Annotated in this window: 15 protein-coding genes; 1 reads left to right on the forward strand and 14 read right to left on the reverse strand. The window is 61.6% G+C overall.

What is annotated here, in order from left to right:
* Positions 1–296: 296 nt before the first annotated feature.
* From CEY09_RS05480 to CEY09_RS05520, 9 genes are all read right to left on the reverse strand, one after another.
* Positions 297–923, reverse strand: coding sequence for a PqiC family protein (locus CEY09_RS05480; protein ID WP_088587849.1), 627 nt, complete (start codon positions 921–923; stop codon positions 297–299).
* On the reverse strand, positions 920–2584 hold the full coding sequence (locus CEY09_RS05485; protein ID WP_088587850.1) for a PqiB family protein: 1665 nt from the start codon (positions 2582–2584) through the stop codon (positions 920–922). Before CEY09_RS05485 ends, CEY09_RS05480 begins: the two co-directional genes overlap by 4 nt.
* Positions 2581–3213, reverse strand: coding sequence for a paraquat-inducible protein A (locus CEY09_RS05490; protein ID WP_088587851.1), 633 nt, complete (start codon positions 3211–3213; stop codon positions 2581–2583). The genes CEY09_RS05485 and CEY09_RS05490 overlap by 4 nt, the downstream gene beginning before the upstream one ends.
* Positions 3210–3842 (reverse strand): paraquat-inducible protein A, encoded by a 633-nt coding sequence (locus CEY09_RS05495; protein WP_088587852.1) that lies wholly within the window; start codon positions 3840–3842, stop codon positions 3210–3212. Before CEY09_RS05495 ends, CEY09_RS05490 begins: the two co-directional genes overlap by 4 nt.
* 152 nt (positions 3843–3994) lie before the next feature.
* Entirely contained in the window at positions 3995–4975 is a 981-nt protein-coding gene (locus CEY09_RS05500; protein WP_088587853.1) for an AraC family transcriptional regulator, read from the reverse strand.
* Positions 4976–5187: 212 nt separating this feature from the next.
* A complete protein-coding gene (locus tag CEY09_RS05505) occupies positions 5188–5778 on the reverse strand; it encodes a lipid-binding SYLF domain-containing protein (protein WP_234818228.1) in 591 nt (196 codons plus the stop codon).
* A 301-nt stretch (positions 5779–6079) separates the two neighbouring features.
* Entirely contained in the window at positions 6080–6613 is a 534-nt protein-coding gene (locus tag CEY09_RS05510) for an AAA family ATPase (protein WP_088587855.1), read from the reverse strand.
* Between the two features lie 22 nt (positions 6614–6635).
* On the reverse strand, positions 6636–7112 hold the full coding sequence (locus CEY09_RS05515; protein WP_088587856.1) for a hypothetical protein: 477 nt from the start codon (positions 7110–7112) through the stop codon (positions 6636–6638).
* 1064 nt (positions 7113–8176) lie between these two features.
* Positions 8177–8647, reverse strand: a complete 471-nt coding sequence (locus CEY09_RS05520; RefSeq protein WP_234818229.1) for a toll/interleukin-1 receptor domain-containing protein — start codon at positions 8645–8647, stop codon at positions 8177–8179.
* Between the two features lie 679 nt (positions 8648–9326).
* On the opposite strand from CEY09_RS05520, the gene CEY09_RS31870 reads away from it, so the two are divergent.
* Complete coding sequence (locus CEY09_RS31870; protein ID WP_147254630.1) at positions 9327–10064, forward strand: hypothetical protein; 738 nt, start codon at positions 9327–9329, stop codon at positions 10062–10064.
* Between the two features lie 339 nt (positions 10065–10403).
* Here the strand turns inward: CEY09_RS31870 and CEY09_RS05530 are convergent, their stop codons facing one another.
* The 5 genes from CEY09_RS05530 to CEY09_RS05550 all read right to left on the reverse strand — a co-directional run bounded on the left by CEY09_RS05530 (position 10404) and on the right by CEY09_RS05550 (position 15021).
* Entirely contained in the window at positions 10404–10583 is a 180-nt protein-coding gene (locus tag CEY09_RS05530) for a hypothetical protein (RefSeq protein WP_088587859.1), read from the reverse strand.
* 214 nt (positions 10584–10797) lie between these two features.
* A complete protein-coding gene (locus CEY09_RS05535; protein ID WP_088587860.1) occupies positions 10798–11430 on the reverse strand; it encodes a helix-turn-helix domain-containing protein in 633 nt (210 codons plus the stop codon).
* A 90-nt stretch (positions 11431–11520) separates the two neighbouring features.
* Positions 11521–12975 carry an N-acyl-D-amino-acid deacylase family protein gene (locus CEY09_RS05540; RefSeq protein WP_088587861.1) on the reverse strand — a complete coding sequence of 485 codons (1455 nt, stop codon included), beginning with the start codon at positions 12973–12975 and terminating at the stop codon, positions 11521–11523.
* 22 nt (positions 12976–12997) lie between these two features.
* Entirely contained in the window at positions 12998–14005 is a 1008-nt protein-coding gene (locus CEY09_RS05545) for an ABC transporter ATP-binding protein (RefSeq protein ID WP_088587862.1), read from the reverse strand.
* Between the two features lie 8 nt (positions 14006–14013).
* Entirely contained in the window at positions 14014–15021 is a 1008-nt protein-coding gene (locus tag CEY09_RS05550; RefSeq protein WP_006223657.1) for an ABC transporter ATP-binding protein, read from the reverse strand.
* Between the last annotated feature and the right edge of the window lie 8 nt (positions 15022–15029).

The raw sequence follows: 15029 nt of genomic DNA on the forward strand, positions 1-15029 counted from the left end.
AGGGGGGCAAAGCCCGCACCATCGTCTTGAGTTGCGCGGAGCCGCTAGCATGCTGACCTAGACCGGCTCAAAAGTGAGTCATCCGCGTCAATAGTCTAGCGTCGTATCTGCGGATATCGGCCAAGTCTTCATTTTTTGGTACCGTTTTAGGTACTTCTTGGTGATAGCGCTAGGAAGCTTGCTATGAAGTTCGAGTCTCGCCGTCGGCACCAAGAATTCCTCGTAAAAAGCCCGCTGAAACGTGAAGTTTCAGCGGGCTTTTTGCTTGTTTGTTTTTTTTGGGGGGAGCAGTCCGTCTAGGACATCTGCGCGGCCCCGCATTTCGACTGGCGCGAGGCCGACCATGTCGTCGCGTCTTGGCCGATCCGTTCGGCCAACGCCGCGATCAAGCGCTGCTGCGCTTGCACAAGCGCGGGATAGCCGGCGGCCGCGGGTTCCTCGAAGCGTCCGTGGCAGACCAGCTTGGCGCTGCCAGGGACCCGCGCGTCCCCCAAGGTCCAACCCGCTTCCAGCTGCACCCGCTTGCCCGGCCACGCGTCAAACCGGCGGATCTGCAATTTCACCCTGATCACCTGCCCGTCGCTGGGCATGGACAGGCCGGCGACGTCCTGGGTGCCCAGGCGATCGACCAACTGCGCCGACAAGGCGTTGCGTATCTCTTCGTCCAACGGCCCCAGCCACCGCTCGTCATCCAGGACGGCGAGCATGCCGCTGTCGTCTTGCCTGACCACCAGTTGGGGTTGATTCAGATACTCCGGCAACGTCACGGGCAGCACGTCGACCACGAAGCGCGCTGGCGGCCCCTGAGGCGCCGCGTCCGCCTGAGGGGTGAGCAAGGTGTAATGGCGGACAGGCGTAGACGCGCTGCACGCTGCCAGCGCCAGGGTCAGGGCGAGGAGGCTGATACGAATAGGTCGGGTCATCGCTGGGGAGTCTCCATCGTGCGGGCTGGCGGCTCTGTGGAAGCCTCGAGGGTGGCGTTCTTGGGGCGGCCCCGCACCATCGCCTCGGGATAGCGGCTTAACAGGTCGGTCAAGGTGCGTACCGAGCGCGCGGCGCGCTGGATTTCCTGCAGGGCCTGGCCCAGGTTCTGCCGCAACGTCGCATCTTCGGCAAGCATGCCGTGCGCGGCGCCGATGGTCTGTTGGGCCTGGCGCAGAGTCTGCGTGGCCTGCGGCAGGACCAGGCCGTTGACCTGCTGCAGCGCTTTATTCAGGTTGGCAAAGGACGCGTCAAGATTTCGGCCAATACTGTCCAAAGGCATCTTGTCGATCTTGCCCACGATGCTGGCGACCCGCTCCTGCAATTGGTCGAAGCTGCCGCTGACGGTGGGCAGCATTATCGGACGACGTTGCGGATCAAAAACGACCTTGGGCGTATTCGGGATGAAGTCCAGGGCGATGTAAAGCTGGCCGGTCAGCAAGTTTCCTGTCCTTGCCTGAGCCCGCAGGCCGTGCGCCACCATTTCTTGCAGCATGTGCACCAGCCGGTCTTCCTCGGTGCCGTCGACGGCCGGCATTTTCTCCATGATCTCGCCCAGCCGCTGCGGATAAACCACAACGCCGACCTTGGACTGAAAGCGGCGCCGGTCGGGGTCGTAATCGGGCTTGATGGAGACGACCTTGCCCAGGTCCATGCCATCGAACTGCACGGGCGCACCAATGGTCAGGCCGCGCAAGGATTGCTCGAAGACCAGATAGGCGGTCTGCGACGGCCCGTCGGGCGGGGCCAGCGCGGCCTGCTGATCCTTGGCCAACTCGTAGGCCGTGTCTTCGGCAGCGGGCTCGCCAGCCACGCCTGGGGCCGTCCCGAAGGACACACCCCCCGCCAGGATGGTGGCGATCGATTGCGTTTGCAGCTTGAATCCGTCCGCACCGAGCGAGACGTCCACCCCGCTGGCGTTCCAGAAGCGCGTTTCCGTGGTGACAAAACGGTCGTAGGGCGCGTTGACGAAAAGGCGCAGGGCGACCGCCTTGCCGTCTTCGCCCAACTGGTACGACGCGACACGGCCGACCTGTATTCGTCGGTAATAGACGGGGGAACCGACGTCCAGCGAGCCGAGATCTTCGGTATGCAGAACGAAAGACCGGCCAGGTGTGTCGCCGATGACGGTGGGTGGGCTCTCCAGGCCCGTGAATTCCTTGCCGGGCTCTGTCGATTGCCCCCGGTCGACGCCGATATATGCCCCGGACAGCAGCGTATCCACGCCGGAAACCCCATCGATGCCGATGCGCGGGCGCACCACCCAAAACCGGGAGTCCTCACGCGCCAGGCTCGCGGCATCCTTATCCAGCGCGACCGTTGCGACCACACGGGAACCGTCTTCGCTCAAGCCGATCGCCGTCACCGTGCCCACGTTGACGTCCTTGTACTTCACCAAGGTCTTGCCCTCTTCCAGGCCGGCGGCCGTGCGAAACGTGATACTGATCACGGGGCCTTCGGTCATCCAGGTTTGCACCAGCATGGAAAGGCCGATCAGCGCGGCGGTGACGGGCACCAGCCAGATAAGCGAGATCCGCCATTTTCTGCGCGGTATCACCGTAGGAGCGTCGAGCCCGTGGAGCTCCCGGGAAGCATCATTCATTCATCACCACCATTGATTTCACCATCCCAAATATGTCGGGGGTCGAACGACATGGCCGCCAGCATGGTGAAAATCACGACCATGCCGAAGAAAAGGATGCCGACGCGAGGAGAGATGTCGGTGAGGCCTTGGAATTGCACTAGCGCGGCCACCACGGCCACCACCAGCACATCCAGCATCGACCAGTACCCGACGAACTCCACCATGCGGTACAACTTGGCGCGCTCTCGCGTCGCCCATCGGCTACGCCGTTGGGAGGTCACGAGCAACAGCCCGAGGATCAGGAATTTCGCGCAAGGAACCGCCACGCTGGCGATGAAAATCACGAACGCGATGCCATAAGAGCCCGATGTCCAGAACTCCACCGCGCCTTCCATGATGCTGCTGCTGCTGCCCTTGCCCAGCAGGCTGGTGTGCATGACGGGCAGCACATTGGCCGGGATGTAGCAGATGACAGCTGTCAGCAGCAGCGCCCAGGCGCGCGCAATACCGTTGGGACGGCGATGGTGGAGCGTCGAGCCGCAGCGAGAGCACTGTTGCGTTCGCCCGAACGTATCCAGGTCGCAAACCAGGCCGCAGGTGTGGCAGCCGACGATCGACAAATCGCTTGCGAAGGGCTGTCTGCTCATGCCGCGATGCCGCTTCGCAATGCCGGGCCGCCTTCGGTCTGATCCCACAGCGCAGCAAGGTCTCGATGGGCAATCACGGTCAGCAATACCATCAGGGCGGCGGTCGCCCAGACGCCTGCGCCGAGAGTGACCTCCACCAGGCTGATCAGCTTGATGATCGCCACCAGGATGCCGAGGATGCCCACTTCGACCATGCTCCATGGCCGCAACAGCGCCAGCATCCGCAAGGCCCGGGCAAAGCCCGGCGCGCGATGGCCAACTCGCGCATAAAGCAGCACCCATGCAAGCAGGACAATCTGCGCAAGCGGCACCAGGATGATCACCAGCGCGGCGATGATCGCAAGGGGCGCCACGCTGCCCTGGGCGAGGGACCACGCGAATTCCCACAGCGTCGCCTCTCTATGCGTTCCGTTCAGGCTGATGCGTACGACGGGACAGACGTTCGCGATCACGAATACGACGGCTGTCGTGAGAGTCAACGCCAGCCACCGATTTACATCCATCGGGTTGGCGCGTTGGAGCACGGCGTGGCATCGACGGCAGCGCGCGACCTCGCCTGCCGCCAACGTGCAGCGCTGGTACACGCTGTCGCAATGTTCGCAGGCCACCAAGTGTGGATAAACGTTCATGTCTTTGAATGGCTAACCGTGCTGTTGCCTTGCGAAGGCCTGCGCCTTGCAACCGACTGCCGCTGTTGAGTTGCCCGCTAACGCAGCCCCGCGAGGCTACAGAAGATGCTGCGCCCGGGCTTGCCATTCGATGCCAAAGTGCTTAGCCAGTACTAACGTTCGCGTTGCGCCGAACGGAAATGGGACGGGGTATGGCCCGTCCAACGCTTGAAGGCACGAGTGAAATGCGCCGGGTCGCTATACCCGACCATGTAGGCAATTTCGGTCGCGGAATACTTGCCCAGCCGGATCAACCGAAGCGCCTCGCTACGGCGGGTCTCGTCTCGCAAGTCTTCGAAATCGACCCCGCTGTGCTTAAGCCGCCGTTGCAGCGTCCGGGCAGACATGCCGATTTCTTTCGCGACGGATCTGAGGTTGATGTCATCTTGCTCCGAAATCCGCTCGATCAGCAGTCCTGCGGTATCGACCGTCGACTGCAGCGCCTGCGTGATCTTGTGAGAGTCGTCCTTCAATGGTCGAAGCGGCGCTTCAAGCAAGTCGCGGTCGAATTCGATCATGTTGTAGTCGGCCCCGGTTTCGATGTTGGGGCCCAGGCATTCTTCCAACGCGTCATCGCCCCGGGTTCGCGAACTCTGCAAGTGAACGCGTATGGCCGAGGGTTCGCCGGACATCAGCGGCACCTTGCGAAGCACCGCGAGACTTCCCAGGATGAACTGCTGCGGATCTGCTTCCAGCGGGCCCGTGAAACGATGGATCAGCCGCGTTGTGCGACCTTCCGTGACGATGCGGACTTCTCCGCCCTGATGCAGCATTTCCGCATTGAGCGCTGCCATGGCACAGGCCTGGGCCACATTCGCCGACCGCAGCACCAGATGCCCCCATGCGCCGAGTGAACCCAACTCCATCAAGCGGCCGACGTAGGCGCCGGCAAAGGGGTCTTCTGCGATGGCCGCCATCTCGTTGGCGATCTGAAAGCACAGAGTGCGTGGAAGCCAGATATCAGGGGTTTGGAAAATATTCGGAGAGACTCCCACGCGCTGAAAGAATTCAAGCGGAGAGACGCCCCGACTGGCCAGGTAGGGGCTGATGTGCAGGAAGCTTCTGAGTTTGATGGACGGGGTGGCGTTCGACATGGATCCAGGCTTTACCGTCAGCCAGATTGCCGGACGCTCCACCTCTGCTGAAAATTGTTTGCCCTACGCATCGATTTGCGGGAAATCGTGGGCGAATTTACATCGCGCTCCTTCGGGAGGAATAAAAAAAAATCCAGGTGAGACAAACCGGTGCAAAAAAGGAGACGGCGGCGTTCGCCGCCGACGCGTCTCTTGCCCAGCCATCGATGTCGTCAGGGGGTGATGCTGGAAATCTTGGAGCCTTCAAGACCCATGCCCGCCATCAAGCCCTGGGCGCCGAAGGGCACGGCAAAAACGTCTTGGGACAAGGTGGTGGTAGACAGGCTGGAAGCCACGGATTTATCCCAGGCGACCAGGCTCGGGCCGCTGCCCAACGCCCAGCCATCGCTCTTTTCGAGATAGTTCAGCGACTTCTGGTTCATGAAGAAAAGCGCATAGCCGAACGTCTGGGCACCTGCCTGCAGGCCCAGGGACATGGCGGAGATTTCGTAATAGCCGATAGGCTCCTTACCCTTGAACAGGGTGCCTTGCCCGTGCTCGCCGCCTACAACGAAGCCGGCCTTGTAGATCTTGGGAAAAACCAGCACCGCCACCGCTTTTTCGCCCAGTTCTTTCGTGCTTGGCTCGGCAGCGTAAAGGTGTTGCAACGCGCTTGCGGAATCATTGCGGATCGCCAGCGCAGAGTCCGCGAAGGCTGCTCCCGTTGGAGCCAGTGCGCAGGCGAACACCAGCAAGGCCGACTGCAGATAAAAAGAAAAACGACTGCGAACACAATCCAAGTGTTTACGACTTGCCATGAACATGAAAGACCTCGGGTTTCGTTATACGCCTAATAAGTCGGCGCGCAGCGAGTATTCAGACCGAGGTAATGCTTGTCAATAGGGCGTATTGAAGCTTTGCTCGCATTTTTTTCGCGAGCCAATTGCCTGATTTTTATTTGGCGCCAAATGGCAAGACGTCGATGAATTATTGGCTTAATCTACGCTAGATTCCCGCTCTGCTGCGGGATCGGTCGATATCCAGAATTAATACCCGGTCAGGCATTACTAATGTCGCGGTATCCAAGAATATGAGCCGAAAATCGTGCTCATGTCATCGTCCGATTCAGCGTAATCGGAAGCGCCCGCTATCGACCGCCTTGCCGATGGCGGCACAGGTGTCGTCAACGCTCAGACCTTCAACCGACAGGGAATGGGCTTCCAAGGCGCCCAAGTTTTGGAACTGCTGGTACAGCGCAGAAATCGCAGCAGGATCCGTCAGCGTGTCCTCGCCCCGTTCCTGGCAGCGCCTGATTGCCTCCGCAAGATCCGGACGAAGCACGATGTAATGCAGGGCCACCCCTAGGCCGCGGAAAGCGTCGAGAAACCACGGCCCGATAATGCCGTCCACCAACACGAAGTAGCCTCCGTTGGCGTAGCCGGCCGCCGCCTGGGCCAAGACGTTGATCACCGTGGCATTCTGGCCGTGGGCTTCAGTTTGCCAAGGCGGGATCGACCCCGTCTTGATGAAACGCCAAAAGTCGTCCGCATGCAGGTGGACCTTTGGATCCCCTGGCAGTTGCGTAATGATGTTCGCCGCGGTCGTTTTGCCAGAACCGGGTGGCCCTGTCAGGACGAGGATTTCTTTGGGGCTGAACATATCGTGCCGTAAAAGTGGATTTTCAATACGGGCCCGCAGGCAATATGTCTTCAAGGTACGCAGGCGGGTTGGGCTTGGTGGTCAGCATGTGCCGCACCCAAGCGTTGCGCTCATGCGCCGTGACGACCAGTTCCCAGACGCACGCCAGTGCCGGTGTGCGCACCGGCGTTAACCGGTCCGGTTGCGCCAGAGGCGCTGATAGCATCTGCTGGCACACGATCCCGCCCGAGATCCACCAATCCACCAGCAGCCATACGGCTTCCTCTCCGACGTGCATGATGCAGAATCCCAGCCCATGATTACGCTCGTCGCGCGCATGGGTGGTCAGCACATCTTGTACGGTGGCATGCGCCGAGGCGATGACGGCATCGGAAAGAATAGGGGAAGCCCAATTGGGATGACGATGGATGCCATAGACCTTGATCGCGTGGTCAGCGGTGTGCCAAGTGTCGATGTGGGCGATTCCGCGCGGGGTATAAGGTTCCGGTGCGAGTGCCATGTTGAGTAAGGCGTGGTGGCGGTGTTTGCACTTTAAATGGCGAGACATGCGTCACGGATCGCGGGTGCAGTTATTGAGTGGTCTGCCTGTGAGCTGTATAGGGGCGCGCTGAAAGCGGCGTTAGCTACGCCGCTTGTTCTGGCCATACGCATACTTCGGTCTTTAAGGAAATTCTTCCTCGCGGACTTCGAGATGCCATTCGGAACGCGCAGTTGAAGCCGGTTCTTCATGTCGGCAACCGCTTAGTGGTAGACCGTCGGCGCTATTTCCTCCTGGGAGGCTGTCGCGGCCTCGGTGGGAGAGCTTCTGACTGCTTCCGACCCATTGCCGTCAATGAGGGGAAACGGTTTGCTATGACCGCTCACGAGTCGGAAGTAGCCATACGGAGGCCACGACCACACGTGGTTATGCCCCAAGTTCAAGGTCGACTACCCATCAGGGGAACCGAGCGGTGCGGAGGCACGGCAAGCGCGCTGTTTAAAAACGAGTGCTCGGCTCTCTTTCCACTCATGGTCAACGTCTTGTTATTCGCTTGCAGGCTTACGTGCAGCTCGGAATGTGTCCATCAAACAGTGGTTGTCTGGACATGTCACCAAATTGCATGCGAGACCATTCGAAGCCCCCCTGGCGAGTTAATATTCTCGTCAAGTATTCAACGTCTCGTTTGTGTCAATAAATCGGTGGATTGGCTACGCGGCTGATCCGCTCGCCGAAGCCCGCGGGGATCGCTTCGCCTTCGGCGTCGTTATCTACGACAGTCCGGATGTCGTGCCTTTTGGCGATAAACTCGCTCCTGCGCCGCTATCCTGCTTATGGGGCTGAGGCTGGACCCTGCCGCCTCGGTTTCAGCCTCAACCTCTCAGCTAACGTAACGGTCCTCACTGGATGGTATTTCCGTCATCGCTAGTGGTCAGGTCTTTGGCTTTCATGTTGGGGCTGAGAATGCCCATCATTGTTAGATGAACACCCTACCGAAGACAGTACTACCGCTGACGTACAAGCGCCACGAGGATCTAACACGCTACCTTGAAGACAACGCCTCGATCCCCTTGCCTCTGACCATGTCAGCGCCAGATGGTGACCAGCTCGGCAATCTTGGTTGCGATTACAGCCATCGTGTCTTCCGACGTGTCCAGACCGCTTCGCGAAGCGAGCATTGGGCTAACGTCGCGGAGCGCTGTATACGTCGTTCCATGCACGATAGGCACGAGCCGGTTACTTTGGAGTAAGGATGAAAGCTCCTTGTCAGCGACGCCCTCTTTCGGGAGGCGCGCTAGCAATGCGGGGGTCACCAGGACGAGCCCGATTTTCGAAGCCGCCAAGCCCTTGTCGATGGCGCGCATCATCGGCACGCCGAGGCCAAGGTCCTTTTCACTGAACCAAACTTTGACACCAGCCGCCTCGAGGAAATCATGCAGTTCCTTGGCCGCTCCCTGTCGGTCGTCCCAAGCGTGACAGAGAAAGCAGTCTCTAAGATCTGGCTTCGCCGCAGCTTCATTTTCAACAGCCTCGCGGACTGGCGTTAGCGACACCACCTGAGCAGGCGTGTACGAGACGGACGAACCCGTGCGCGACCATCGCGGCCTTGAACCACCACCTCCGCCAGACCTGCCACCCCCGCTGTAGCCACTTCCACCACCCGAAGGGTAGGACGAACCGTAGTCGTAGCTGCTGCCATACCCGTAGCCCCTGCCGTACCCGCCAAAACGGGAACTGCATGCAGGGCAATCCGCAGCCGCTGCTGCGGAACGGTGCCCACGAACTGGTGCCGTACATCCTGCCATCGCTCTGCTCCTCGTCAACGGTTATATGACCAATAGTAATTGGATGAATCACAAATAATCAAGACCATTGGATGCTTGCCTACTGGCTACAGTGGCGCGCCCGCCGAACATCAACGACAGGACGCGGCGGCGTCTGCTCTTGGCACGCGAGTAGTAAAACGTGTGGAAGTACTGGGTATGTATTACGTGCACACCGTGCGACAACTGCGTTAAGTCTATGGGTACATACTGTAAAGAAGATGGAATCGCTGTTGAGCAGCGACACAAAACAGCGACAGCTCCCGATGCCTACCTGGCTGGCCAACAACAGACGTGGACGTGACCCTTGACCCTAACCCTGGACTCTATGTCGATACCGTACTAAGTCTGGGGGGCAGGTCAATTTTCGAACATATGGGATCTAGCGCGAAAACAGACGGGGCAGCCATTGTTGGCGGCGTTTTATGCCGATATTGCCGCACTCCGCTTGCGGGCCGAACGAGTGCTCTATGGCCCGTCGCTGCACTGGGAAACCACTCCAAAGGGTTCGGTTGGTTCCTACATCGACTCGCGCGAAGAGGGGCGTTTAGGTACGTTGCTTGAAATAGCGGAGGCGTCGGAGTCGCTCGAGTTTATGGAGCTATGCTCGACGTACGCCGACTGGCTAATTGACCATTGGAGGCGTAAAGGCACTGATTTTCAAGCAGCGCTGGGTTCTTTGGAAAAAATTTACGAAGGCGACTGGCTATTTCTGCATGGCGCTCGACCCATCTATCGAAGACTACTCAATGCGCTTCTTGGCCATCTCGGACGAGCAAACGTGGACGATTGGCTAGATCTTTTGAGCTTCCCGGGTTTGGCCTTTGAGTGGTTAGAGAGCGACGAGGTTAAATTGAAGTCGGCGTTTCAACACTATCAGACCGTTGGTATTGGCGAGGATCTTGGCAATTGCGATACCACGGAGGAATTGAATAGCCTACGCGATGGTTTACAAGCACTGACCGAGCGACATGGAATAGATTTTTCTAAGCAAATCCGAAAAATAGAAAATGCGATTGCCGACTCCGAAGAATATCACTCTGACACTGATGACGATGGGCAATCGTACTCAAGCGCTCCATCAACGGCACGGGCCGAGACAGTTACCGAGGATGAAGTCCGGGACATGTTCAAAACGCTCAAGGATTGAGCGCTTCCGCTGCCCCGACCTGCGCGCGACCCGCTAGGACCGCCTAAAGCACACCGGCCGCCGAGCTCCCTCAAGCAGAGAGCTTCACTGACCCTGAGGTGGCCGGATTCGTGGAGTGCCGGCCATCAATGTCCGTTTTGATTTCAGCACCGGACAATGGAAACTTCATGGCCTGCGTCCGCTCCTGGCCGTAAGCCGCCATCCGAGTCTTGGAACAATCGGCGATAGATTTCTCAGTTGAGCCAAAAATCCAAATAAAAATCCCGCTGAAACGATACGCGTCAGCGGGATTTCTACATTGGCATTGCCTAGGCAACGCCAGCCCTACAAACAGCAGGTTTAAGCGCCTGCCAACATATACCGGGCCGAAACAGCCAGAATCCGTTGTGCGGATTCGTTCAGCATCCGCGCTTCACGATGGGCTTTCACCGAATACACCGCGTCATAGCGGCGGCCGCTGCGCGGGCCGGCGAGTAGTGCCGGGCGGCGGGTCAAAATGGGGGAGATCAAGCGTTGCATGTCGGAGCATTCCTGCGGGCACCGGGCCCAGTAGATGCTAGGCATCGTAAGCCGGCTTCTTGCTCAGCCCAACGATTTACCATTCATATGAATATCCAGGGCTGGCCCGACCCAGATCGGGTTCCCCAAGCATCTTGTCGACAAGTATGGCCGGCCTGTGTGACAGCCATATGCCAGCGCAAGCGGAAAATCGCATTCCGAAGCCCCAGCCCCTTCAGCCCCCCTTCAGCCTGGACGGAACGTCTTCGGTATCGCTGCATATCGCCAGCACTTCGGCCGGTTTCCGGCTGAGCGACAGGTAAACGTGCCCGATGCTGCTGTCGAAGTACGCCGATTCCAGCTTCGCGAGCACGACGCTGTCGCCATTTTCGAACTGGATCCGGACTTTGCCCGACAGCACCACGACGAATTCCTGCCCCGGGTGCCGGATGTAGTCCTCAAACTCCACCACCTTCCGCGAATCGATCAGGGCCACCATCGGCAGCATCTTTTTGCCGGGGTATTCGCCCATGAGCAGGCGGTAGTGATAGTTTTCCGTGATGTAGTCGCGGGCGTCGCTGAGCTTGTTCTTGACGTAGGTGGGGGCGACGGCAGCTTGGGAGGCGTCGCGCAGCATGAACATGCGGGTCATGTCGATGTCCAGCGCGCGCGCCAGTGCGGCGAACTTTTCGTAGCTCAGGGCGATTTGCCCGAGCTCTGCCTTCGATAGCGTCGATACCGCGATGCCGCTGGCCTGCGATAACGCCTGCAGGGTCATCTTTCTGGCCTTGCGCTCGGCGCGCAGGCGAGCGCCCATTTCTTCCTTGCCGACGATTTCGGGCGGGGATGTATTGCCGGGTTGGGCCATGTAGCGATCTGGCATCAAGGGGTTGAGGGCTGGGGCAGGGCCCGCAAGCCCTGCCGCGTCTACGCCGGATTGTAAGGGGTGGGCCTGCGTTCAGGCGGGGGTCCGGTTCAGGACGCGGCCGGCGTGCTGGCCGGTGAAGGCCTGGTCTTCCCAGACGGGGGCGCCGTTGACATAGACGGAATGGATGCCGGCGGCACGCTCGGTGGGGCGTTCGAAGGTGGCGGCGTCGGCGACGGTGGCGGGGTCGAAGACGACCAGGTCGGCGAAGTAGCCGGGCTGGACCTGGCCGCGTTCGGCCAGGCCGAACTTGGCGGCGGTCAGGCCGGTCATTTTCCAGACGGCGGTCTCCAGGGGGAAGAGCCCCAGGTCGCGGGAGTAGTGGCCCAGCACGCGGGGGAAGGTGCCCCACAGCCGCGGGTGGGGGCGTTCGTCGTGGGGCAGGCCGTCCGAGCCGATCATGGTGGGGCCGAACTTCAGGATGCGCTGGACGTCGGGCTCGTCCATCATGAAGTAGATGGCACCCGCGGGTTGCAGGTCTGGCACCACGTCGAACTTGGATTTGCCCCGTTCGGCGGCGACTTCGTCCAGGTCGCGTCCGCTCAATTCCGGGAACGGCTTGCACCAGGTGATGATTGTGCGGCCGGCCAGCAGCACTCGGTCTTGCTTCAACATCGTGGAGCCGGCCACGTAGGGGTAGGCGTCAAGCGAGACGTCCTGCTTTGCCATGGCGGCTTCGATCAGGGGCAAGGTTTCCTGGGAACGGCCGAAGTTGGGCTGGCCCATGACCTTGTGGTGCGAGATCACGACGGGTACGTCCAGTTCGCGGCCGATGCGGAAGGTTTCTTCCAGCGCCGCGACGATGTGTTCGCCTTCGTCGCGCATGTGGGTGGCGTAGATGCCGCCGTGGGTGTTGAGCGGCCGGCAGACTTCGATGATCTCTTCGGTGGTGGCGCGCGCAGCGGGCGGGTAGAAGGTGCCGGTCGAGATGCCGATGGCGCCGCTGGCCAGGGCGTCGTCGGCCAGCGACTGCATGGCCTGCACTTCGTCGGGCGTGGCTTCGCGCTGCAGGTCGGGCATGACGGCGGCGCGCAGCGTGGAGTGGCCGACCATGCAGGCGGCGTTGACGGCGGCGGGGGTGGCACGCAGCGCATCCAGGTAGTCGGAGAAGCGCGCGAAACGGTACGAGCCGCCTTCGTCCAGCAAATCCAGCGGGGCTGGCGGGCTGGCGTGGGCCAGCGGTGCCAGGCTGATGCCGCAGTTGCCGGTGACGACCGTGGTGACACCCTGCGAAATCTTCGGCGTCATGTCGCGGTGCTTGAGCAGGTAGTTGTCGTCGTGCGTGTGCGAATCGATGAAGCCGGGCGCCACCACCTTGCCGCTGACGTCGATGCGGCGGTGCGCGGCGCTGGTGGAGAGGTCGCCCACGGCGGCGATCCGGTCGCCGCGCACACCCACGTCGGCGCGCTGGCCGGGGGTGTTGGCGCCGTCGATGACGGTGCCGCCGGCAAGGATGTAGTCAAACGGGGTGGCGTCAGGCTGGGACATGCGGATCTCCGGCTAAGTGGGTTCAGGCAAAGTGGCAGGCGACTTGCTGTTCGGGGGCCACTTCACGAGGCAAAGGGGTTTCTTCGGCGCAGCGCGGCTGCGCCATCGGGCAGCGCGTGCGGAAGGCGCAGCCGGACGGGGGCGACAGCGGGCTGGGGATTTCGCCTTTCAGGACCTCGACGGGCGTGCGCTGGCCCTGGCGCGCCGACGGCACGGCCGCCAGCAGGGCGCGGGTATAGGGGTGGGCGGGGCGGTCGAAGATGGCGTCGCGGGTGCCGATTTCCACGATCTTGCCCAGGTACATCACGGCGACGCGGTGGCTGATGTGGCGCACGACGCTCAGGTCGTGGGAAATGAACACGTAGGTCAGGCCCAGGTCGCGCTGCAGGTCCATCAGCAGGTTGATGACCTGCGCCTGGACGGAGACGTCCAGCGCCGATACCGGTTCGTCGCAGACGATCAGGCCGGGGTCCAGCGCCAGGGCGCGCGCGATGACGATGCGCTGGCGTTGCCCGCCCGAGAACTCGTGGGGGTAGCGGTCGGCGGCATCGGGACGCAGGCTGACGCGCGCCAGCAACTGCGCAACGCGTTCGCGGATGGCGGCACGGTCGTGGCCGAAGTTGCGCAGCGGCTCGCCGATGATGTCGCGCACGCGCATGCGCGGGTTCATGGAAGAGAACGGGTCCTGGAAGATGAACTGCATGCGCTGGCGCATGGCGCGCAACTGGCTGCTGTTCATCGTCGCCAGGTCTGCGCCTTCCAGCAGGATGCGGCCTTCGGTGGGGTCGGTCAGGCGGATCAGGCATTTGCCGGTGGTGGATTTGCCGCAGCCGGACTCGCCCACCAGGCTCAGCGTCTGGCCGCGCGGGACGGATAGCGAGATGCCGTCCACCGCGCGCAGGACTTTCGCGCCGCGTCCGCTGTCGACGGGGAAGTGCTTTTTCAGCCCGATGACTTCCAGCATGGGCACCGCGGCAGGGGCGGTGCGGGCCGAGGCCGCGGACGAGAGAGGAATGTCGTGAAGGTTCATGGCGGGTCTCAGGCGGTCATGGCGACAGGCGCCGGCTCGGACAGGCGCGCCCAGCACCAGACGCGGTGGCGGCTGCCGGCATCGATGGCGGGCGGCGCCTCTTCCGTACAGCGCGGCAGCGCTTGCGGGCAGCGCGCGGCGAAGGCGCAGCCGCGCGAGGCGGGCGTCATCACCGGCACGATGCCGGGCAGTTCGGCCAACCGCGCCGTGTGGTCCTGGCCGTCGACGAAGTCGGGCAGCGACCGGATCAGCGCCTGGGTATAGGGATGCTGCGGACGGTCCAGCACGTCGTCCACGCTGCCTTCTTCCACCTTGCGGCCGGCGTACATCACGATGACGCGCTGGCACATCTGGGCGACGACGCCCAGGTCGTGCGTGATCAGCACGATGGCCGTGCCCAGGCGGGCCTGGATGTCGCGCAGCAGGTGCAGGATCTGCGCCTGGATGGTGACATCCAGCGCGGTGGTGGGCTCGTCGGCGATCAATACCTTGGGCTGGCACGCCAGCGCCATGGCGATCATGGCACGCTGGCGCATGCCGCCGGACAGCTGATAGGGATATTCGCGCACGCGGCGCGCGGGGTCCGAGATCTGCACCAGCTCCAGCAGCTTCTCGGCCTGCGCCAGGGCGTCGCGGCGCGACAGCCCCTGGTGCAGCATGAGCGATTCGCTGATCTGCTTGCCCACCGTGATCACGGGGTTCAAGGAGGTCATGGGCTCTTGGAAGATCATCGAGATCTGGTTGCCGCGGATAGCGCGCATGGACTTTTCGGGCAGGGCCAGCAGGTCGCGTCCGTCGAACTCGATGCGGCCGCCCGCGACCCGGCCGGGGGCGCGCAGCAGACGCATGATGGATAGCGACGTGACGCTCTTGCCGCAGCCGGATTCGCCAACCAGGCCCAGCGTTTCGCCGGGCAGGAGGTCGAACGAGAGCTTGTCGACAGCCACGACGGTCGTGTCGTCGCCGTCAAAACAGGTGGTCAGGTCATGCACGCGCAAGACAGGGGTGGGTTGCATGGGCGCTC

The organism is Achromobacter marplatensis, from assembly GCF_002209535.1.
GTDB classification, from domain to species: Bacteria; Pseudomonadota; Gammaproteobacteria; order Burkholderiales; family Burkholderiaceae_B; genus Achromobacter; species Achromobacter marplatensis.